General features: G+C 31.9%; 17 protein-coding genes and 1 rRNA gene (1 of these 18 cut by a window edge). 9 read left to right on the forward strand and 9 right to left on the reverse strand.

Annotated features, from left to right (window positions below):
- A 16S ribosomal RNA gene (locus Spiro2_RS11940) occupies positions 1-751 on the reverse strand (it extends 784 nt beyond the left edge of the window).
- 614 nt (positions 752-1,365) lie between these two features.
- On the opposite strand from Spiro2_RS11940, the gene guaB reads away from it, so the two are divergent.
- The 4 genes from guaB (at position 1,366) to Spiro2_RS11960 (ending at position 6,362) form a co-directional block, all read left to right on the forward strand.
- Positions 1,366-2,904 (forward strand): IMP dehydrogenase, encoded by a 1,539-nt coding sequence (gene guaB / locus Spiro2_RS11945; protein ID WP_338636064.1) that lies wholly within the window; start codon positions 1,366-1,368, stop codon positions 2,902-2,904.
- Positions 2,905-2,952: 48 nt separating this feature from the next.
- Positions 2,953-4,521 (forward strand): glutamine-hydrolyzing GMP synthase, encoded by a 1,569-nt coding sequence (guaA, locus tag Spiro2_RS11950; RefSeq protein ID WP_338636066.1) that lies wholly within the window; start codon positions 2,953-2,955, stop codon positions 4,519-4,521.
- Between the two features lie 36 nt (positions 4,522-4,557).
- Positions 4,558-5,373, forward strand: a complete 816-nt coding sequence (locus Spiro2_RS11955) for a Dam family site-specific DNA-(adenine-N6)-methyltransferase (protein WP_338636067.1) — start codon at positions 4,558-4,560, stop codon at positions 5,371-5,373.
- A gap of 107 nt (positions 5,374-5,480) precedes the next feature.
- Positions 5,481-6,362, forward strand: coding sequence for a glycosyltransferase family 2 protein (locus tag Spiro2_RS11960; RefSeq protein WP_338636068.1), 882 nt, complete (start codon positions 5,481-5,483; stop codon positions 6,360-6,362).
- Between the two features lie 30 nt (positions 6,363-6,392).
- Here Spiro2_RS11960 and Spiro2_RS11965 read toward each other — a convergent pair whose 3' ends face one another.
- Complete coding sequence (locus Spiro2_RS11965; RefSeq protein ID WP_338634920.1) at positions 6,393-7,286, reverse strand: IS982 family transposase; 894 nt, start codon at positions 7,284-7,286, stop codon at positions 6,393-6,395.
- Positions 7,287-7,392: 106 nt separating this feature from the next.
- Between Spiro2_RS11965 and Spiro2_RS11970 the strand changes: the two genes are divergently transcribed.
- The gene (locus Spiro2_RS11970; protein ID WP_338636069.1) at positions 7,393-8,421 is read left to right on the forward strand and encodes a glycosyltransferase family 9 protein; all 1,029 of its coding nucleotides are present in this window, start codon (positions 7,393-7,395) and stop codon (positions 8,419-8,421) included.
- Between the two features lie 116 nt (positions 8,422-8,537).
- Positions 8,538-9,830 carry an adenosylhomocysteinase gene (gene ahcY / locus Spiro2_RS11975; protein ID WP_338636070.1) on the forward strand — a complete coding sequence of 431 codons (1,293 nt, stop codon included), beginning with the start codon at positions 8,538-8,540 and terminating at the stop codon, positions 9,828-9,830.
- Here ahcY and Spiro2_RS11980 read toward each other — a convergent pair whose 3' ends face one another.
- The 3 genes from Spiro2_RS11980 to Spiro2_RS11990 are packed head-to-tail and all read right to left on the reverse strand — an operon-like array spanning position 9,831 to position 12,399.
- Positions 9,831-10,718 (reverse strand): DMT family transporter, encoded by an 888-nt coding sequence (locus tag Spiro2_RS11980; protein ID WP_338636072.1) that lies wholly within the window; start codon positions 10,716-10,718, stop codon positions 9,831-9,833.
- A gap of 9 nt (positions 10,719-10,727) precedes the next feature.
- Positions 10,728-11,498, reverse strand: coding sequence for a DNA/RNA nuclease SfsA (gene sfsA / locus Spiro2_RS11985; protein ID WP_338636073.1), 771 nt, complete (start codon positions 11,496-11,498; stop codon positions 10,728-10,730).
- A gap of 1 nt (position 11,499) precedes the next feature.
- Positions 11,500-12,399 carry an Hsp33 family molecular chaperone HslO gene (locus tag Spiro2_RS11990; protein WP_338636074.1) on the reverse strand — a complete coding sequence of 300 codons (900 nt, stop codon included), beginning with the start codon at positions 12,397-12,399 and terminating at the stop codon, positions 11,500-11,502.
- Between the two features lie 189 nt (positions 12,400-12,588).
- Between Spiro2_RS11990 and galE the strand changes: the two genes are divergently transcribed.
- Complete coding sequence (galE, locus tag Spiro2_RS11995) at positions 12,589-13,596, forward strand: UDP-glucose 4-epimerase GalE (RefSeq protein WP_338636075.1); 1,008 nt, start codon at positions 12,589-12,591, stop codon at positions 13,594-13,596.
- 11 nt (positions 13,597-13,607) lie between these two features.
- On the opposite strand, the gene Spiro2_RS12000 is transcribed toward galE, so the two are convergent.
- Entirely contained in the window at positions 13,608-15,017 is a 1,410-nt protein-coding gene (locus Spiro2_RS12000; RefSeq protein ID WP_338636076.1) for a hypothetical protein, read from the reverse strand.
- Entirely contained in the window at positions 14,941-15,591 is a 651-nt protein-coding gene (locus Spiro2_RS12005) for a nucleotide exchange factor GrpE (protein WP_338636077.1), read from the reverse strand. Before Spiro2_RS12005 ends, Spiro2_RS12000 begins: the two co-directional genes overlap by 77 nt.
- 177 nt (positions 15,592-15,768) lie before the next feature.
- Here Spiro2_RS12005 and serS point away from each other — a divergent pair, with 177 nt between their 5' ends.
- Together serS and Spiro2_RS12015 are read left to right on the forward strand one after the other, a co-directional pair.
- Positions 15,769-17,046 (forward strand): serine--tRNA ligase, encoded by a 1,278-nt coding sequence (gene serS / locus Spiro2_RS12010; RefSeq protein WP_338636078.1) that lies wholly within the window; start codon positions 15,769-15,771, stop codon positions 17,044-17,046.
- A 126-nt stretch (positions 17,047-17,172) separates the two neighbouring features.
- Positions 17,173-18,177, forward strand: a complete 1,005-nt coding sequence (locus Spiro2_RS12015; RefSeq protein ID WP_338636080.1) for an ABC transporter substrate-binding protein — start codon at positions 17,173-17,175, stop codon at positions 18,175-18,177.
- A 1-nt stretch (position 18,178) separates the two neighbouring features.
- Here the strand turns inward: Spiro2_RS12015 and hutH are convergent, their stop codons facing one another.
- Both hutH and Spiro2_RS12025 read right to left on the reverse strand, forming a co-directional pair.
- Positions 18,179-19,699 carry a histidine ammonia-lyase gene (hutH, locus tag Spiro2_RS12020; RefSeq protein WP_338636082.1) on the reverse strand — a complete coding sequence of 507 codons (1,521 nt, stop codon included), beginning with the start codon at positions 19,697-19,699 and terminating at the stop codon, positions 18,179-18,181.
- 21 nt (positions 19,700-19,720) lie between these two features.
- Positions 19,721-21,919, reverse strand: a complete 2,199-nt coding sequence (locus Spiro2_RS12025) for an aminotransferase class V-fold PLP-dependent enzyme (protein ID WP_338636083.1) — start codon at positions 21,917-21,919, stop codon at positions 19,721-19,723.
- Positions 21,920-22,113 lie beyond the last annotated feature (194 nt).

A 22,113-nucleotide genomic window follows, 5' to 3' on the forward strand; every position in this document is an offset into this window, starting at 1 on the left:
CAGCGTCAGTTGTCGGCCAGGTGGTCGCCTTCGCCTCCGGTGTTCCTGCTGATCTCTACGGATGTCACTCCTACACCAGCAATTCCACCACCCTCTCCAACACTCAAGACACACAGTCTCAAATGCACGTCCCAGGTTAAGCCCAGGGATTTCACACTTGACTTGCATGCCCGCCTACGAACCCTTTACGCCCAGTAATTCCGAACAACGCTCGCACCCTTCGTATTACCGCGGCTGCTGGCACGAAGTTTGCCGGTGCTTCTTCTTCTGGTACCATCAAAAAAACAGACTATTAACCTGCTTTCCCTTCTCCCCAGCCGAAAGAGCTTTACAACCCGAAGGCCTTCGTCACTCACGCGGCGTTGCTGCGTCAGGGTTGCCCCCATTGCGCAATATTCCCCACTGCTGCCTCCCGTAGGAGTCTGGGCCGTGTCTCAGTCCCAGTGTGGCTGATCGTCCTCTCAGACCAGCTATCCATCTTCGCCTTGGTGGGCCGTTACCCCGCCAACTAACTAATGGAACATGGGCTCATCTTATGGCTGCTGGCCTTACGGTTCCAGCATTTCCAAAGTCTTGCGACTCTGCTTACGCGGTCTTAGCTACAGTTTCCCGTAGTTATCCCCCTCCACAAGGCAGATCCCCATGCATTACTCACCCGTGCGCCACTAAGGTATTGCTACCTCCGTCCGACTTGCATGTGTTAGGCACGCCGCCAGCGTTCGTTCTGAGCCAGGATCAAACTCTTAGCTCTTATTTCTTGTCTTGCGACTTTTTTCTTCTTCTTGACGTCGTCTCTTTGTAAATACCTTGCGGCTCTTACTAGGGACGCTCTCGCTTCGTGCTCCTGTTTGACTTCCTCTAAACCCCTTACGAAGCTTAAACTCTACTCAAACTCTCACACTCGGCTTTCGTCCCGCACTCTGTTTCTGCTCTCTTCTCTTGTCAAATAACTTGTTCTCCACTTTTACACTCACTTAAGCTCTTGGAGCTTTGCTTGTGCACTAGCGGCGAGAACACCTAGCTACACAACCCAGATCAACTTGTCAAATCTTTCTTGAAAAAAATTTTAAGAGCCAACTAAATTTCTGCAAGTTATTGAAATTGTACGTAAATATAAAAAGTAATTTTTATCTACCTCAGAACTTCGATGTTCACCCATCGTTAAATAGTTTGCTAGACCCCCAAAACCAATTTACCTAGACTTAAAAAGTAGTATTAAATTCAACAATTTAACTAATAATTAACAATAGTCTAAAACTAAATTATCCGTTTGTATTTTATTTTGTAGATATGGAAAACATTATTTGATAAAGCAACGACATGTGTGTGAAACAACCTAACTATTAAATAATTATGGAGCACAATATGACAACAATACTTGATGACAAGGAAATGTCAGTATTTTCAAAAAAAATAACGTTAAACGCGTTAACCTTTGATGATGTGCTGTTACTTCCAAATTATTCTGAGGTGCTTCCCCACGAAGTAGAAGTTAGATCTTACCTTACTAAAAAGATTAAATTGCAAAGCCCAATAATATCAGCCGCAATGGATACTGTCACAGAACATAAACTTGCAATAGCTATGGCAAGATTAGGTGGACTGGGTATTATTCACAAAAATTTACCCCCCGAAGTTCAAGCCGAAGAAGTAAAGTTAGTTAAGCGCTCTGAAAGCGGTGTTGTAACAAACCCAATAACAGTTACACCAGATGATACAATTTATTCCGCTAAAGCACTTATGGCCAACAAAAAAATTTCTGGCCTACCTGTAACGGAGAATGGAAAATTAGTTGGACTTGTCACTGGACGTGACATTCATTTTGAGACACAAGAAAATAAAAAAATTAAAGAAATTATGACTGAAAGATCAAAACTTATCGTCATTCACAAAAAACAAAATACCTCTTCACTTGAAAACAATCTATTTGATGAGGCAAAATTTCTTTTACAAAAACATAGAATCAAAAAACTTCCAATTGTCGATGAAAACAATCTTTTAGTTGGCTTAATTACACGCAGAGATATCGAAAATGCGGTCAAACACCCACTTGCAAGCAAAGATTCTTCTGGAAAGCTGCTGGTTGGCGCAGCGGTTGGCGTTACTTCCTTTGATATTGAGTACAGAATACCAATTCTTGTTGATGCAGGTATTGACGTTCTTGTTATTGACACTGCGCATGGGCATAGCAAGGGAGTTATTACAACTGTAAGTCAAGTTAAGCAGCAATTCGGAAATAAAGTTTCTATAATTGCAGGTAATATTGCCACAGGAAACGCTGCCAAAGCTCTTGCAGATGCCGGAGCAGACTGCGTAAAAGTAGGCATTGGTTCAGGTTCAATTTGTACCACAAGAATTGTCGCAGGAGTTGGGGTTCCACAAATCACAGCAATAGCAAGTGTTGCCGAGGCTTTAGCAAATACAGATGTAAAAATTATTGCAGATGGCGGAATAAAATATAGTGGAGATGTTATTAAAGCTCTTGCTGCGGGCGCTCATACAGTTATGTTAGGAGGTCTCCTTGCTGGAACAGATGAAGCACCGGGAGAAAGAATAAACTTTCAAGGAAAAGTTTATAAACGCTATAGAGGCATGGGCTCATTAGGAGCAATGAAACAAGGCTCCAAAGACCGCTATTTTCAAGGGACACAAAGCGATAATAATAAATTAGTTCCAGAAGGAATAGAAGGTCAAGTTCCATACAAAGGTCCGCTTTGCGATGTTATCCACCAATTAGTTGGTGGCATTAGAGCTGGTATGGGCTACACGGGAGCTGCTAATATTTTAGATCTTCATAAAAAAGCAGAATTTGTAAAAATTACTTCCGCAGGTCTAAGAGAAAGCCATGTTCATGATGTTAATATTACCGAAGAAGCACCCAATTATAGTTTAAGTAAATCTTAAAAATTATATATAATATTATATTTATTAATTTTAATTCGAGGAATTATTATGATACTCGTCGTAGACTTTGGCTCACAGTTTACACAGCTTGTTGCAAGAAGAATAAGAGAACTTCAAGTTTATTCTGAAATTGTCCCTTTTAAGCTTGCAAAAAATAGAATTATAGAACTGCAACAACAAAAAATTCTTAAAGGAATTATTTTTTCGGGAGGCCCTCATAGTGTTTATGAGCATGAAGCTCCTAAAATTGATTTTGATATTGAAAAAGCAGACGTGCCAATACTTGGCGTTTGTTATGGCCTACAATTGATTAACTATATGCTTGGAGGAAAAGTTACTCCATCAAAAAATAGAGAATATGGCTTTGAAAAAATTAAAGTCTCTCATGAAATTAATTCCAACAACCCTCTTTTTTCAATTAAAAACAATGAAGACAGTATTGTATGGATGAGTCATGGTGATGAAATTGAAACTCTTGCCCCTAATCTTGTTTGTGATTCAATTACAAGAAATAATGTGATTTCTTCTTTTCATCACAAACGTCTTCCTATATTTGGAGTGCAGTTTCACCCTGAAGTAGAACATTCAATTATTGGTAAAGAAATACTAAAATATTTTGTTACAAATATTTGCGAAAGTAATAGCAATGAATGGGATAGCGCAACACAAATTGAACGCGCCGTTAACTTAATAGCAGAAGCAGTAAACAGCGAAGGCAAAGATACTCAAGCGATATGTGCACTGAGTGGAGGAGTTGACTCTTGCGTAGCTGCAGTTTTAGCACAAAAGGCGCTTGGAAATAGGCTACAATGTTTGTTTATTAACAATGGCTTACTTCGAAAAAATGAATATGAAGAAGTTTTAGAAAGATTTAAAAAAGATTTAAATTTAAATGTACGGGGTGTTGATGCTTCAAAATTATTTTTATCGCGCTTAAAAGGAGTTAGCGATCCTGAAACAAAAAGAAAAATAATTGGCAATACATTTATTGATGTATTTGAATCTGAAACAAAAGATTTGCCTCGGGTTAAATTTCTTGTTCAAGGCACCCTCTATCCTGATGTTATTGAATCCGTTTCAATACACGGCACAAGCGTTACAATTAAAACTCACCATAATGTTGGTGGCTTACCTGAAAAAATGAAATTTAAATTAATTGAACCATTAAGAGAGCTTTTTAAAGACGAAGTAAGACGTCTTGGTGCAAAACTAGAGATTCCTCAAGATATGTTATCAAGACACCCGTTTCCTGGACCAGGCTTAGGTATTAGAGTTCTTGGTGAAGTGAGTGAAGAAAGGCTTAAAGTATTGCGAGAAGCGGATGCTATTTTTATTGCAGAGCTAAAAAAGCATGATCATTACAATACAACATGGCAAGCATTTGTAGTGCTTTTGCCAGTAAATACCGTGGGTGTTATGGGTGATGGTAGAACATACGAAAACGTAGCCGCACTTCGTTGCGTAACAGCAACCGATGGAATGACCGCTGATTGGAGCAAATTACCATACGAATTTTTAGCACACGTTTCTTCAAGAATTATAAATGAAGTTAAAGGAATTAATAGGGTGGTGTATGATATTAGCACAAAACCACCAGCAACCATTGAGTGGGAGTAGAAATTTTTAGTTTACAACACAATGGAAGTATTGAATGTGAATTATATTTTTAGCAAACCGTTTTTAAAGTGGGCTGGAGGCAAACACAAGCTTGTGCCTATTATTAGTGAAAAATTGGGAGACGGAAAAAGATTAGTAGAACCCTTCGTAGGAAGCGGTGCTGTTTTTATGGGCACTAATTTTAAGAGTTATTTACTTTGCGATACGAACAATGATTTGATTGATTTGTATAATAACTTAAAATTTCATCCTGATAAATTGATTAACGAAGTTATTAAATTGTTTAATATTGAAAATAATGCTGAAGAACGTTTTTATGAAATAAGAAATAAATTTAATGAAGTTAAAGATTCAAGTATTGAAAAATCTGCTATGTTTGTTTATTTGAACAAACATTCTTTTAATGGATTATGCAGATACAATTCAAAAGGTAAGTTCAATGTTCCATTTGGACGTTATAAAACAGTAACAGCTCCTATTAATGAAATGAAATTATTTGCAGCAAAGTCGGAATTTGCTCTATTTGAATGTTGCAATTTTATAGATACTTTTAAAAAATTAAGCCAGGGAGATATTGTTTATTGTGACCCTCCTTATGTACCCATTTCAATAACATCTAATTTTACATCATACCACGCGAATGAGTTTGGCAAAAAACAGCAGCAAGAGTTAGCTAATTGCGCAATCAATGCTAAAAATCAAGGACATACAGTTGTGATCTCTAATCACGACACAATATTTACAAGAGAAATATATGCCAATGCTAAGATAGATGCCTTAACTGTGAGACGTAGCATATCAAGCAAAGCAAAAACACGAGGTAATGCTCATGAGTTGCTGGCTACTTTTTGATATTCAGAATTTTTTGTGCGACCGCCACTAGATTGCATAATGATTTATCTCGTATAATGTCATTTAGCCTAGAGAGGGCTCAAAAAATTAGTGAGGGCACATAACCCATGGATGATAATAAAAGAAACATCATTCAAGAAACATACGAATTGTATCAAAAAGTACGCAGCTACGATATTTCAAAATTTGTTCCAGAAATTGAAAAACTAACTGCCGTTATTATTACTAAAAATGAAGAAAAAAATATCGCCCGTTGTCTAGATTCCTTAAAATTTGTTGATGAAATCATTGTTGTAGACTCAGGCAGCACTGATAAAACTAAAGAAATTGTTTACTCATACAAAGATGTTATTCTTATTGAAACCGAATGGTATGGATTTGTACAAAATAAAAGAATTGGAATTGAAAAATCTTCTAATAATTGGATTCTTTGGGTAGACGCCGATGAAGTTGTACCCGAAGAACTTGCCAACGAATGGAAAACCCGTATTCATCAAGGCACCTTTCATGAAACTGGCGCAATTGATTGTCCTAGAAAAACTTTTTTCTTAGGGCATTGGGTTAAACATAGTGGCTGGTATCCAAATAGAGTTATCCGTTTTTTTGCTCGCCATCGTTCTGATCTCAGCGATAACATTCTTCACGAAAGTGTTATACCTAGAAAAGGTTACGTTGTAGAACATTTTAAAACAGATTTACTTCATTACTCTTACAACTCTTTATATCAATATTTTGATAAAATGAATAAATATGGTTACGCTGGCGCAAAAGAACTTATTAGAAAGAAAAAATTTATCCTTTTTCCTCATTTGTTTTTTGAGCCAATTTGGACTTTTTTTAAATTTTATATTTTAAAAAGAGGATTTCTTGATGGAAGAATTGGTATAATTATCTGTATGGGTGCAGCATTTTCTAACTTTATAAAATATGCTAACTATTTTTTCTTAAAAAAATATAAATACGTCGATATTGAAGAAAAAAAAGATTAATAATGCCAATTAATAGTTGAGAAAAATCAATTAGAATTTGAATAAGTAGTTAAACAGGCAGGCAGAAAATCGTCCGAAAACATGGACGATAAGGCCTTTAGTCGATCGAACTTTTGATGCGATTTGAATACCGCTGGATTCAATTAACCAGTTAAAAAGGATTTCAATGGACTGCCGAATAGAGCTAACAGATTTAGAATAAACTTTCTCATCACTAGAAAGAGTTTTTTTATTCCGAGAGAGTTTAATTGGTGTGTGTAATTTAGAGTTTATTTGATTCAAGTTTTTTTTAGTTGATTTGTCACAGTAAGCACGATCGGCAAAGATTTGCGAATGTTTGAAGTTTAAAAGATCATTCTTAACAGCAGTTAAGTCGTGAGTTGCGGCGGGTGTGATTTTAAAATCAATAGGTGCGGCAAGTTTTTTATTTTGAAACAAAGCAGCGAGATGAAGTTTTAACCCATAGTAAAATTTATCTTTTGAAGAGCAATAGCCAATAGCAGAAATATCGTTTGCAGTATTGCACTTGTGCGCCCGAAAACCAGTTGTGAGTATAATAGGTAAAGAGTCAATAAGAATAAAAGGTTTGGATTTTGTTTTAGGGATTTTAAATTTATTATTTTTTAAAATAAAGTTTGCAAGTTCAGGAAAGAGTTTACTTAAGCTATTAAGTCTTGACAAAAATCCTTCATAAGAAGGCAAGTGAGGAAACCAGTTTGGAATAAAATTTTTAGTGAAGTTAAAAATAGCTTTTATATTTTTTTGTTTCATTAAAACTCCAAAGATGTAAATAGTGGTGACTTCTTGGTCTGTGAACGAGGGATTTGAGTTTGGACTAATTTTTAAAAAAGAGGTTGGAGAGAGTTGAGAAAAGAAATCGCAGGTAGTAAGGTATACAGTGATGAGTTGGCTCTGCCAGTCCATTGGTAGCTCCTTTGTTAATTTTGTTTGTGCAAAAATTATTTAACAAATTGGAGCTATTTCTTCAAGCCTCACAATAACTTTCTCAACTATTAACTGGCATTAATATATGATGGAAGAAAAAAAAATTCTAATTAGCAGAATTGATAATATTGGGGATGTTGTTTTAACTTTACCTATAGCGGGAGCAATAAAAGAACATTTTCCTAATTCAAAAATTTTCTTTCTTGGCAAATCTTATACTAAACCTATAATTGAAAGTTGTTCACATATTGATTGTTTTTTAGATTGGGATCAAATTTTATCTAGCAATAATTTTAAATTATTAAAAAACAATGATATTGATACCGTTATACACGTATTTCCAAATAAAAAAGTTTCACAATTATCAAAAGAAATTGCTATAAAAACAAGAATAGGCACTAATAGACGTTTTTTTCACTGGTTATATTGCAATAAATTTGTTAACTTAAGTAGAAAAAATTCTTCTTTACATGAAGCTCAACTAAATTTAAAATTATTAAAACCTATTGGTATAAAAAAAATTCCTACATTAAAAGAAATTCCAAATTATTATGGTTTAAATAAAATTAAACCATTACCAGGAAAATTTTTAAGTTTACTGGATAACAATAAATTTAAATTAATATTACACCCTAAATCTAAAGGAAGTGCTAGAGAATGGGGAATTAATAATTTTATAGCTTTAGCAAATTTGTTACCTAAAGATAAATTTCAAGTATTTTTTTCTGGAAATAAAGAAGAATCTAATATAATTAAAAACCAAATCATCCCTAATTGTTTAAATTGCATTGATGTATCAAACTTATTTAATTTAGAAGAATTTATTTCGTTTATATTTTTATGTGATGGACTTGTTGCAAATAGCACGGGTCCTCTTCATATTGCAGCGGCATTAGGTAAGCACACAATTGGCCTATATCCACCTATTGAATCAATGTCAGTAAAAAGATGGGGTCCAATTGGAAACAAAGCACAATTTATAACAGGAATTCCAAAAAATAACTCTATCTATTGTAACCAAATTTGTTCTAATCAAAACTCTTGTTTATGCATGGCGTCAATTTTACCAAATCTTTTAAAAGAAAATATACTAAAATGGTATTTAAACAATTAAGTTGATTATAATAAATTATTTTCGTAAACTTCTATATTATAAACTTTTTCAATTTGATTCATATTGAGAGTCAAATTGAAAAAGTTTACTTAATAATTTTACCATGGAGATAATAAATGGACTATAAAATTAAAGATATCTCGCTTGCAGATTTAGGTAGAAGACAAATAGAACTTGCTGAAAAAGAAATGCCAGGACTAATGAGCTTACGAGAAAGATATGGAAACTCAAAGCCACTCAAAGGAGCCAGAATAGCAGGCAGTTTGCATATGACGGTTGAAACAGCTGTATTAATAGAAACTCTGAAAGTACTTGGCGCAGAGCTACGCTGGGCAAGTTGTAATATTTTTTCAACAGTTGATGCAGCTGCTGCGGCAATTGCTGCTGCAGGAATTCCTGTTTTTGCGTGGAAAGGCGAGACAGAAGAAGAATATATATGGTGCATTGAGCAAACTCTAAAATTTGCAAATGACAAAGGACCAAACATGCTTCTTGATGATGGGGGAGATCTTACAGCGTTGGTTCATAAAAAATTCTCGCATCTTTTAAAAGACATCAAAGGAGTTTCTGAAGAAACAACTACAGGCGTTCATCATCTCCATCAAATGGCGCAAAAAGGTGAATTAAAAATACCCGCAATTAATGTTAACGACAGTGTAACTAAAAGTAAATTCGACAATCTCTATGGCTGCCGTGAGTCTCTTCCTGACGGTATTAAACGTGCGACAGATGTTATGATTGCTGGGAAAACAGTTTTGGTAGCAGGTTACGGTGATGTTGGTAAAGGCTGCGCACATTCAATGAAATACCATGGTGCAAGAGTACTTATTAGCGAAATTGATCCAATTATTGCACTTCAAGCTGCAATGGAGGGATACCAAGTTGTTAAAGTAGAAGATGTTATTAAAGATGTGCATATTTTTGTAACAGCTACAGGTTGCTGCGATATCATTTCAGCTGAACATATGTCAAAAATGAGAGATCAAGCAATTGTATGTAACATAGGGCACTTTGATGTGGAAATTGATGTGGCTGGCTTAAAAAACACTAAAGGAATAAAACAAATTAACGTAAAACCTCAAGTAGATAAATACCGTTTCCCAGATGGACATGAAATTATTTTGCTTGCCGAAGGTAGACTTGTAAATTTAGGGTGCGCTACAGGGCATCCAGCATTTGTTATGAGTACGAGCTTTACAAATCAAGTGTTAGCACAAATTGAATTGTGGCAAAATCAAAATAAGTATCCAATTGGAGTTTACACACTTCCGAAAAAGCTAGACGAAGAAGTAGCTCGATTACATCTTGAAAAGCTCGGAGTTAATTTAACAAAACTAACCAATAAACAAGCAGAATACTTAAATATAAGCATTGAAGGTCCTTATAAACCAGATACTTATAGATACTAATTATTTTTTTGAAACAAAAATAATTGCCGTAATGATAAAAAATACAGAAATACATTCATGAAGCTGGATTGTTTCATTAAAAATTATATACCCCCAAAATAATCCAGCAAGTGCAACTATACAACCAACTAAACTATAAAACACAGGACCAGCAACTCTTAATAATTCAAAAAATAAAATATAACCAATGCTTGAAAGCACAATTTCTATTAAAATAAACAAATCTGGAGTATTAAGTGGAAAATAAATAGGATGAAATGATCTGTTTAAGAACACTACAGGAGAAATTAAACATGATGCTGCAATAAGCATCCCTGCAGATAAAGCTAAAGACGTTGATTCCTTAGGACGCAATTTAACCATAAATACAGTACAAGATGCCAATAGAATAGGAGTTAAAAAAGCAAATATCATCCAATAAAATTGAGTATAATTTGATAATTTAGGAAAAAACAAAATAAACAATCCAATAAAACCAAAAACTATTCCATTAAATCTAAACCAAGTAAATTGTTCTATTTTAAAAAAAATTGCTAAAAAATACGTTATAATTGGAGAGGTATTAACAATCAATCCTAAAATTCCAGATGGAACATTAACAGCTGAAAAATACATAGTTAAATTTGGCAACGCTATACCCAAAAGCCCACAAATAAAATAAAAGAATAAATGCTGCTTATTAAATTTGGGTAAAGAACGACTTTGAATAACTGAAACTAATAAAACCAAAATTGCAGGACCTAAGGATTGCCAAAAAGCATACCCCAAAGGAGTTACACCACTTCCCATTGCAAATTTTGCAATGGAAAAACTAGTTCCCCAAGTAAATCCTAACAAAAAAAGTAAAAAAAATGGGTAAAAATTATTAGATCTTAAAGCAATTAACATTTTATTCCTTTAATGAATTATAAAAAATTTTCTCAGCATAAAACCCTGAACTGAAATTTTAGGAACAACTAAAGCGACTTTAACGCCACACATTATTGCTTCTTTTAAAAGATTAGAGTAAAGAGGATTGATTTCGTGTGCAGTACGAAAATTATTTTTTAATACAATTTCATCAACATCATTACCTCTCATCATTACAAAAAAAAGCCAAGCATCATCACCATTTTTTTTAGCATTCATTAAATCTTTGATATGCTTTTGACCACGTTCAGTCACTGCATCAGGAAAAGCCCAGCAATTATTTATTTTTAAACTAACACTTTTAACTTCAATCCAACATTTTTTATCATGTTTTTTTGATAACAGACAAAAATCAAATCGAGTCTCTTTAGTAAACACAGCTTCTCTCTTAAAAGTTTCCCATAATTGAAATTCTTCGTAAGGAAACAAACACTCTTGAAAAACACGTTGTTTATTTTTATTAATTGTCATCGACAATAACTGTTCAATAAACTGATTAGCTCTCGAAGTATTTAAACATGCCAAACCATCTTCTAACTGCAAAAGCTCAAGAGAATATCGAAGTTTTCTTTTGGGATTTAGAGAATCTAATATATAGGCAGGAGTATTTTCAATAAGACAACTCCTCATACTACCGCTATTAGCGCAATGAACAGTAAGTACCTCATCACTTTTTAATTTTACATCAACAAAAAATCTTTTATATCTTTTTAAAAATTTACTTTTTATTAATTCATTTTGATACTTAAGTATAAACATTTTAATTCATTTCAGAAGAGTCTGGATTATTATAATTTCTACTAGCATACATTTGTTTTATTTTATTAATAGGAACAAAATAACTTGAGTTGCAATAATGACATTTCATTTCAATATCTTCTGATTTATTAATAATATCCGTTAACTCTTCAAAAGAAAGTGTAATTAAGACTCCCTCTACCCTTTCTTGAGAACAACTACAAACAAACTTTGGATTAATACTTTTTATTGGTTTTAATTCTCCAGGAATTAGTTTTTTTGCTAGCACATCTGCATCGCTATTTTCAAGAAACAAATCTTTCATTGATGATAAATGATTTATGTGATTTTTTAATTCATCAGAAATATCTTGTGGTATGCCAGGCAATTCCTGATAAATGACTCCAAACGCATTAATTTTTCCATCATCGGGATTTATCCAACTGCTAATTTTTAAACAAGTATTCATTTGATAACTGGACATTAAATGCTCATTTAAAGCAGTTTCTATTGAAGTAATTTTAGATACAGTCAGCCCCTGAGATAATGTATTTTTGTTTCTTTGTGAGCGCATAGAACGCACCTGAAGCTCAGGAAAATTATTATTTCCTGAGTCAAGACTTTTAACAACATCAGAGGTTTCATTACATTCAATATATCCGCGTGTTTCTGCTTGAAAAGAGGTCTCTGTACCAATTGTAAAATCACTTCCACAATGAATTCGTAAATTTATACGCTCTTCATAATCTAGAATAGATGAGAGCAAAACACTTCCCAGTAGCGCATCAGATAGTAACAGTGCTCTTTGGGGATTTAAATTATGAAGATTTCTTGCTTCTTCTGCTAGATTACTTAAATGCAGCATACGGTAACAATAAAAAACTTTTGTATCCACCCCAAAAAATAAATAATCTTGAAACATTAAAAACCTCCAAATGAACGCAGTGACCTCAAAAAGCCTTAAAAAAAGCTTTTAATGTGTGCTTAATATAACAAAGTTTAAGAAATTTCGAGAAATAATTGAAAAAGTAAGATTTTTAACTAATATAGCCTAATAAAGCAAGTTTATCGTTCAAAACCGATTAACACGCTAATATAAAAAAGGAAAAACATGAAAATTCTTGTCTCAGGTGGTGCTGGGTACATTGGTAGTACAATTTGCTCTGCCCTTGAAGACTCAGGGTATAAGCCAATAATCATTGATTCCCTGGTTACTGGAAAAGTGGAGTTTGTTAAAAATCGTATCTTTTACCATGGTGATATTGCTGATTATAAGATTTTAGAAAAAATTTTTTTTGAACATCCAGATATTGAATATGCAATTCATTGCGCTGCATTAATAGTTGTTCCAGACAGCATTGTAAAGCCTTATGAATATTATAGAGAAAATGTTTCAAAATCCAATGAATTTTTTAAACAATTATTAAATTTTGGATGTAAAAAATTAGTTTTTAGTAGCTCGGCTTCTATTTATGATACACCTCCAAATTTTGTTGTTACCGAACAATCATTTATAAAACCTTGTAGTCCCTATGCAAAAAGTAAATTTATGATGGAATTAATTTTACAAGATTTTTGTTCGGCATATTCTGGAATGAAAGCTGTTTCTTTAAGATATTTTAACCCTATTGGTGCGGATCCCAAAATGAGATCAGGAAGCCATCATTCAAATCCTTCTCATGTTTTAGCAAAACTAATAAGTACTGCCCAAGGTAACGAAGCTGAGTTCAATATTACTGGAGTCAATTGGCCCACAAGAGACGGTAGCGGTATTAGAGATTATATTCATGTTTGGGACTTAGCAGAAGCACATGTTAAGGCTATTGAAAATTTTGATACTATATTTGTAAAACAAAATAATCCATACTGCGTAATTAATCTTGGAACAGGCAAAGGTGTGACGGTAAAAGAGTTACTCTCTGCATTTGAAAATATATATGGCAAAACAATACCGAAAAAAGAAACAGATCCAAGACCAGGAGATATTGCGGGCTCTTATGCAAATGCAGATTTAGCTCATAAATTGCTAAATTGGAAAGCCAAATTAGAAATTGAAAGAGGAATCTATGATGCATTAAAATGGAATAAAGAGAAAAATAATATTTTTAAACCAAATTAGTTTTTTATAATTTATTTTAAATTTTGATTAAAACTCTCATAAATAGAAATACCATCGATATTCCAATTTCCTTTTTTCATAGCCTTAACAAGCTCCGAACTTTGAGCTCTTCCAGCTAAAAAGTGCAAATTTCTTAAAAAAATTAATGCATCAAATACACTAGATTCTAAGATTAAATTTTTTAACTTTCCATTTAAATTAAATTCAAATACATCTTTAAAACTACCATTATTTGATATTTTTTTTAAAAGATTTATATCATTTTTATCTATATAAATTACAGGAAAAGAAAAAAAATTAGATAATGAAATTAAATCATTATTATTTTTAAAATCTCCAGAAACAATGATAGCATGAACTTTTTTATCAAATATTAGCGAACTTCCAACTAATGATAAACTTCCTTCATCTTGTTTTGCTTCTTCAATGTAAAAAGAATAACTGACATCTTGAGATGCTGAAGAGTTTACAAATGCAGAGATTGATCGCAAAATATTTTGATTATAAATTTGTCTATCTTTTTTATTTGCCAAAATAATACCTATTCTCATTTCTAAAGGGTTGTCATTTATTAAATGTATCAAACGACCTCTTAAACTTGAATTTTTAATATACATCCCAGAATCGAAAATTATACTATCTTCATTTTTTATTAGATTTTTTTCTAATATATCTAATGCGGATTGATAATCTCCATTTTTTATTTTTAATAAAAAAACATTTTCAATATAATTATTATCAAATTCAGAATCAATATTTTTTTCGTGATTTAAAACTATCAATCGAGTTTCAAGATCATGAAGAGAAACTTTTTGTGACAAAAATTTATCAATTTCAACATATTCAAAATTATGATTCTTCATTACTTTTAATAAAGAAACTATTGAAGTTCTTTCAAAATCAGAGTTCATCATGAAACGAGCAGCAACTGCTGAAAGTGCATAAAACCTAGCTAAATATATTGGCTGTAAATTTGGCAAACCAACTATTTTTGAAAGTTCTATAGCTTTTAAATAATTTTTTTGCATTACATAAACTTGTATTAACGCATAAGTACAAATTGAATTTAAAGATAAAGGTAACGCATTAGATTTAAGAGATTCTTCTAAAAAGGTCTGTGATTGAGAAATTTTTTGATGATTATTATTTAAAATTGCGAGTCTGCATTTTGCAATTGATTTTTCCTTAGCTGAAGAGTATTCATTTTCTAAAATGTTTTTATAAACTTCTAGTGCATTTGTATATTGCTTATCATAAAAAAAACTCTCAGCCTTATCAATTAATAAAGACTGAGAGTAACTATGAAAAACAAAAATAAAATTAAAAAAAATTACTATTGCCCAACTAGTCAGGTGATGCCACGCGAACCATCGCTGTCCTAAGTATTCTCTCACCAATTTTATAACCCGCCATAAACTCATCAACAACCGTTTCCTGAGTGACCGATGCATCAACAACCTTTGCAATTGCGTTATGAAAGGCAGGATTAAATGGGCTATCTTTTCCAGGCAATTTTTCGATTCCATGTTTTTTTACAACATCTTGAAAAATTTTAGAAACCAGACCCACTCCTTCCACTATACCAGCAACTTTTTTACCTTCTTCAGTTTCAAAGTTTATTTGTGATTGTTCAATGGCAGACATTGCCTTATCAAAGGCGTCAATGACAGGAAGAAGATCTTTAGCAAACTCTTGGATTGCATAAATGCGAGTATCAAACTTTTCTTTTTCTAGTCTTTTTCTAGTGTTATCAAAATCAGCCGCAATACGAAGCATTCTATCATGAGTTTCAGCTAGTTTTGTTTGAGTCGTTGCAATTTCTGCTTCTAAAGCCGCAATCTTTGATTCGTTTTCGGTTTTTTGTGAAACACTAGAGCCTTGAGCTTCAGAAACATCTGAACCGAGCTCTTCCTCGTTAAAACTATCTTTTTTTTCAGATTTAGCTTCTTTAGAAACCTCTTCCGCCGAAAAACTCGCTTTTTGCCTTAGAAACATAGTAAATATCCTTTTGCTTGAGTTATATCAAATCATAACCACGAAGAATGTAAACATTCATAAGCAGTGGTCAATAAAAAAATTTTTGGTAATGTGCAATTTGCTACTTGAAAAGTCTTTTCCTCTCAATAAGAATGACGTGCGTTTAAGCTAAAGTTCAGGAAAGGCGCCAATATTATGCTTGACCCAAAATTTGTTCGAGACAATTTAGAAACCATCACTATTGCAGCTAAAAACAAACGTTTTGATTTTGATCCGCACTTATTTTCTAAGCTCTATGAAAAAAGAGCCCAATGTATAAAAGAAACAGAAGAGCTTAGAAATAAAAGAAACGAAGGATCTGATGCAGTAAAAAAAGCAAAAACTAAAGAAGAAAGAGATGCTCTTGTTAAACAGATGCGAGAGATGACTCCATTGATCGAGCAAGCAGAAAAACAGCTAAAAGAGATTGAAAAGGATTTTGACAGCTTAATGCTCACAATTCCTAGCATTCCTTCAGAAGACACACCAATTGGGGCGTCAGATGCCGACAACGTAGAAATAAAAAAGGTTGGCGAACCTCCTCATTTCAATTTTACGCCATTAGACCACATTGAATTGAGTAAAAAACTAGGTCTTATAGATTTTGAAAAAGGGGCAAATATTGCAGGAAGTAGAAGTTACTTTCTCATTGGGGCTGGAGCAGAGTTAGAAAGAGCTGTGCATTCTCTCGCGCTCGATCTTTTAAAATCAAGAGGCTACAAGCAAATGAGCGTTCCTGTTCTTGTTAGAACTTCAGCAATGGAAGGTACAGGATATCTCCCAGGCGGTGCAGATCAGGCTTACTATATTGAAAAAGATGATATGTGGCTTGTAGGTACCTCGGAGGTTCCATTGGCGAGCTACCATCAAAATGACATTTTAGACAAAAACCAACTGCCAATTAAGCTTTGCGCCTGGTCTTCGTGTTTTCGTAGAGAGGCAGGAGCGGCTGGAAAAGATACAAAAGGACTTTACCGAGTTCATCAATTTCAAAAAATAGAACAAGTTGTCATTTGCGAACCAAACATTGAAAAAAGTGATCTATTACATGCAGAACTTTTGAAAAATGCAGAAGATTTGCTTCAATTGCTTGAGCTTCCATATAGAGTTGTAAAAGTTTGCACAGGAGATCTTGGTCAAGGACAAGTCAAAAAACATGACATTGAAACTTGGATGCCAGGTAGAAATAATTATGGCGAGACTCATAGTTGCTCTAGTTTTTATGACTATCAAGCAAGACGTTTAAAAATAAGATCTCGTGATGATAAAGGTAAAACTCAATTTTGTTTTACGTTAAATAATACAGCAATTGCAACGCCAAGAGTTTTAATACCACTATTAGAAAACCATCAAACACATGATGGATTTATTAAAATACCAAAGGCACTGCAAAAATATATGAATGGACAAGAGTTTATCAAAATGGATCAATAATAATTTTAAGTAAATCATTATTATTGACATTTTTTTGACTCTATTAATAAAAATTTGAATAACCCTTTTAAAATAAATACGATAACAGGAAAGCAGCCAGTTTAATTTTTAAAAGGAGTTATCGCTTTGAAGACTCAAATTTTATCTTACATAAAAATTATTTTTTTGGCATTAATTATATGTAATAAAAGCACATCTTATGCTGGCAATAAGGATATCGTTGTCGTTGAAAGCTACAGCAAAGAATATAAATGGGATGTTGATTACGACAAAGAAATAAAAAATCGCCTTGGTAATCAATATCAACTTCATTTTTTTGAAATGAATACAAAAAAAGTCCCAAAAAGCGAACATGAAAAGCGCGGTCAAGAAGCATTAAAATTTATTAATAAGATTAGTCCTATTCTTGTTATACTTGGAGATGATGCTGCTTTAAAATTTGTAGGTCCTACTCTTGAAAAGAATAAAATTAAAACTGTTTATTTAGGAGTTAATAATAATCCTAGAGCATATTTTGATACTGAACCAAAATACGTCACAGGAGTCCTTGAAAGACCTTTAATAAGAAGATCTTCAATATTTATTAAGGATATTATTCCTAAAGCTAAAAAGGTATTAATTCTATTTGATAATGATAGAACCTCTGAAATTGTTCATGAAGATTTTTTTTCTAAAAAACCCTCTGTTGATTTTTCTGGAATTATTTATGATATATTTTTAGTCTCTAAGTTTGCAAATTGGCAAAAACTCGTTTTAGATGCTAATAAAAATTATGATGCAATCATTTTAGGTCTTTATGCGACCCTCACAGATGCTAATAACTCGAATGTAGATTCTGAAAAAGTTTTACAATGGACTTCTGAAAATTCGAAACTACCCCTATTTGCTTTTTGGGATTTTACTGTTGCCAAGCAAAAAGCAATGGGCGGTCTTGTTATTACAGGAGCCAGCCAAGGCAAAGCTGCTGCAGAATTAGCAATCAAACTTTTAAATAATCCTAATACACTTCCAAGTTCAATATTTCCAATTTATTTGCAAGAAGGTAAATTTATTTTCAGCAAATATGAACTCAACAAAAGAAAATTAGCTTTGCCAAAAGAAATTTTAAACGAAACAATATTTGTTGAATAATTTAATTAAAAAAGTTAAACTTATTGTGCAAAAAATTTTTTTTAATAATCTCTATATCTGACGAAAAATATCTATCTTTTTCATAAAATGGCACAAAGCTTCTTATTTCTGTATAAATATTTTTAAGTTTTTCAGGAAATTTTTTATTTTTATTTAAATCATATGCTTGACAAGCAGCTAATAATTCAATTGCTATCACATAACCTGAATTGTCTGCTAATTCATTTAATCTATATGCAGCATGAGTAGCCATGCTTACATGATCTTCTTGATTTGCAGAGGTTGGAATACTATCTACTGAACAAGGAAAAGATCTCGATTTATTTTCACTCACCAAGGATGCAGCGGTAACGTGCGCAATCATAAAACCTGAATTTAAACCGCTATTATACACAAGAAAATCAGGCAGTCCAGTAAAGTTTGAATCTAGCATTAATGCAATCCTTCTTTCAGAAATAGATGATATTTCTGTACAAACGAATGCTAAAATATCAGACGCAAATGCAACAGGCTCTGCATGAAAATTACCGCCAGAAATAAATTCGTCTGTTTCAAATAAGGAAATTGGATTATTTGTCACCGCATTTGCTTCGATTCCAAGAGTGTTAGAGACAAAGTTTATATTATCAAGACATGCTCCCAAAACTTGCGGTTGACAACGCAACGAATAGGGATCTTGTACTCTCATTTCTTTTTTATTTTCAATACTCTCATTTTGATTTACTAATTCCCGCATTTTTTGTGCTACCCACATTTGGCCTTTATGCCCTCTTAATTCGTGTATTCTCGAATCAAAAGCATCAGCTCTTCCATTTAATGCTGTTAAAGTCATAGCGCCAGAAATTATTGCTGAACTAAAGACGTCTTGAATTTTAAATAATCCTACTAAAGCCAAGGCTGTAGAAACTTGAGTTCCATTTAATAATGATAAACCTTCAAGAGGTAATAGTTCAAATTTTTTAATATTACATTCTTGTAATGCTTGAAGCGCTGGTATCTTTTTACCATTATTTTGAACCATACCTTCACCAATTAGAGGGCAAACTAAATGAGCAAGTGGCGCAAGATCTCCTGATGCTCCGACTGATCCTTTTATTGGAATACAAGGAAAATATTGATTATTAATAAGTTTTAGTAAAGCTTCTAGTAACTCATAACGGACACCAGAATAACCTCTCGCTAAACTTGAAATTTTTAGAATAGAAATTAAAGTCACTGTTTTATTATCAAGAAATTCACCAACCCCAGCACTATGAGATAATATTAAGTTACGCTGTAAACTTGAGAGATCTTCTAGTTCTATTTTAGTATTCGCAAGTTTTCCAAATCCTGTATTAACGCCATAAACAGTTTTAAGATCTTTATTACAAATTAATTTATCGACTGATTTTACAGAATTACTCATAATTTCAATACTATATTTAGGCAATTTAAAAAAGTTATATTTTTCAAAAAAAATATCTCTGAGTTCATTTAATCCTATTTTTCCAGGATTAATTAAAAATTCATTTTTAATATTCATATTATACCTCAGTTTAATATTTTAATCTATAAATTTAAATTTATTATTATTTAATTTTAATAAAGCGAGTCCCCCTGCCACGCTCCATACATTTTTAAAACCTATTTTTCTTAAAATTTTTGCTGCAAATAATGATCTTTTACCTGTAGAACACAAAAATACAATTTTTTTTGTAGATATTATTTTTCCATTATAAATCAAATCAAATACTAAATTGACAAAATAGCTTAAAGGAATATTACTATAATTATTTTCAAAACACAAACAGTTAAAATACTTAGAAAGCATTGCTTCATATGAATCTCTAACATCAAAAATCAAATAATGATCATTTTTTAAGTCTTCATAACTAATTAAATATTGATCATTTTTTACAAAACTATCACTTTTTTCTTCTGCACCCCATGTAGTTATCATTGATTCATTAAAATCTTTAAAATAACAGATTATTGTTTTATTATCAAATAAATTAATTTTTCTAGGTAATTTTTTATCATTATATTTTAAAAAATTAGGCTCGAATTTATTAAAATAGTCCCCTGAGCATAAGCTATCAACAAAAGCGATAATCGGATAATTTTTTAAATTATTATCATATATAATATAGCAGTATTCTTCAAAATCTTGGTTTTTCTTTTTTATTTGTTCTATTTTCCAACCAGAAAAATTAAAAATACTTTTATGATCTAATCCATTATTATCATCATTTTTATTACTAATTTTAATGCTTTTTAAAAAATATTCTTTTGCTAACTCGCTTTCTGATTTTGAATTCACATTTAAAATATCAATAATATTAATATTTTGACAATGAACATAATTTAAAATTTTTTGAGCCAATTCAGAAATTGGGTTAATAATAATACATGAATTAGAAAAATTATCCGTCAACAACCAAGTATAAGAGTTTTCATACTTAAAATTAATAATTTCAAATAATTTTTCACGCTTAAAAAAATTTTGAATTAAATAGTTATAAATATTTTTAGTTGAAATTAAGTTTGTTTTTTTTAGCACTGAACCAATTTTAATAATTTTTTTTGCTCCAGTTAAAATTTCATCTTTTGTAGTTGTAAAACTAAAAGATAACCTAATCGCATTCGCCTTTTGCCATTCTGGTAGCTTCATTGCGCTCAAAACATGACTAAATTTTTTAGAGCTTGAATTACAGGCAGAACCTCCACTCACGCTTATACCTGCAGCGTCCATGATACTCATCATTTCGCTTGATGTAATTCCGAATACAGAAAAATTCAGTGTAGTTGCAACTGATGCATTGAGATCGGTGTTGATTATAACCATTGAAAATGATTTGTGAATAGCTTCAATTAAAATATTTCTAAACTCATTGAGTTCTGATTTTGAATTTATTGTTTCGCAAAAAATTCCATTCTTTTTTTGATTGAGTAAATTTACAACAGTTCCTATTGCAGCAATACCTGGTAAATTCTCTGTACCAGCACGAATTCCTCTTTCTTGTCCTCCACCTAAAATAAATGGAGATAAAGGTGCATCATTTTTTACATATAATACGCCAACTCCTTTTGGGGCATGAATTTTATGACCACTAAAACATGCGTAATCAATTAAAGGATTTTTTACGTTAACATTTAATTTTCCTAATGCCTGCACATAGTCCACTAACCAATAAACATAATTTTTTTGTGATCTTATAATTTTTTCAATTTGTTTTAAATTTGTAATTAATCCTGTTTCATTATTGACTGCCATAGTACACAGAAAAAAAGCTTCTCCTGCATGCTCCTCAATTTCATGAATATTTAGATGACCAAATTTATCAACACCTATAATAATAATCTCTAAGTCAAGTTCTAGCACTTCAATCCAATAGTCAACTGCATGAAAAACAGCTTTATGTTCGGTAGCTGAGATTAATATTTTTTTATTAATAATATTTTTATTTTGTCTTTTTAAACTTATATATTGTCTTAATACAGATATCACAGAAATTTGTATTCCCTCTGTTGCACCACTTGTAAAATAAATTTCTGAGTTACTTGAATTTATAAATAAACTAAATTTTTCTCTTGATTTTTCTATAATAAGTTTAGCTTCAATTCCATCAATATGAATGCTACTAGGATTCCCAAATGAATTTTTCATAGTATAAATTGCAGCATCTAGTGCTTCTTTTAATACCGGAGTTGTTGCATTACAGTCAAAATAAACTCTTTTATTTTTATAAAAAATTTTACTCATACCAAACCCTTATTTTATATCAAATTTATATTTTTAATTATTATAAATTTAGCCAAAAATAATATTTTTAAATTAAGTTATTTTAATTATACAACAAAAAGAAATAAAGAGGAATTTTTGAATCATATAAATAAAAAAGTGCATTGCAATATTAAAATTATACAATGCACTTTTTTAGTGGAATTCAAGAACAA

Source organism: Spirobacillus cienkowskii (genome assembly GCF_037081835.1).
Lineage (GTDB): Bacteria > Bdellovibrionota_B > Oligoflexia > Silvanigrellales > Silvanigrellaceae > Silvanigrella > Silvanigrella cienkowskii.

Coding starts and splice junctions, on each gene's coding strand:
- guaB (WP_338636064.1), top strand. CDS start 1,366: ATGACAACAATACTTGATGACAAGGAAATGTCAGTATTTTCAAAAAAA.
- guaA (WP_338636066.1), top strand. CDS start 2,953: ATGATACTCGTCGTAGACTTTGGCTCACAGTTTACACAGCTTGTTGCA.
- Spiro2_RS11960 (WP_338636068.1), top strand. CDS start 5,481: ATGGATGATAATAAAAGAAACATCATTCAAGAAACATACGAATTGTAT.
- Spiro2_RS11965 (WP_338634920.1), bottom strand. CDS start 7,286: ATGGACTGGCAGAGCCAACTCATCACTGTATACCTTACTACCTGCGAT.
- Spiro2_RS11970 (WP_338636069.1), top strand. CDS start 7,393: ATGATGGAAGAAAAAAAAATTCTAATTAGCAGAATTGATAATATTGGG.
- ahcY (WP_338636070.1), top strand. CDS start 8,538: ATGGACTATAAAATTAAAGATATCTCGCTTGCAGATTTAGGTAGAAGA.
- Spiro2_RS11980 (WP_338636072.1), bottom strand. CDS start 10,718: ATGTTAATTGCTTTAAGATCTAATAATTTTTACCCATTTTTTTTACTT.
- sfsA (WP_338636073.1), bottom strand. CDS start 11,498: ATGTTTATACTTAAGTATCAAAATGAATTAATAAAAAGTAAATTTTTA.
- Spiro2_RS11990 (WP_338636074.1), bottom strand. CDS start 12,399: ATGTTTCAAGATTATTTATTTTTTGGGGTGGATACAAAAGTTTTTTAT.
- galE (WP_338636075.1), top strand. CDS start 12,589: ATGAAAATTCTTGTCTCAGGTGGTGCTGGGTACATTGGTAGTACAATT.
- Spiro2_RS12000 (WP_338636076.1), bottom strand. CDS start 15,017: ATGAGTTTATGGCGGGTTATAAAATTGGTGAGAGAATACTTAGGACAG.
- Spiro2_RS12005 (WP_338636077.1), bottom strand. CDS start 15,591: ATGTTTCTAAGGCAAAAAGCGAGTTTTTCGGCGGAAGAGGTTTCTAAA.
- serS (WP_338636078.1), top strand. CDS start 15,769: ATGCTTGACCCAAAATTTGTTCGAGACAATTTAGAAACCATCACTATT.
- hutH (WP_338636082.1), bottom strand. CDS start 19,699: ATGAATATTAAAAATGAATTTTTAATTAATCCTGGAAAAATAGGATTA.
- Spiro2_RS12025 (WP_338636083.1), bottom strand. CDS start 21,919: ATGAGTAAAATTTTTTATAAAAATAAAAGAGTTTATTTTGACTGTAAT.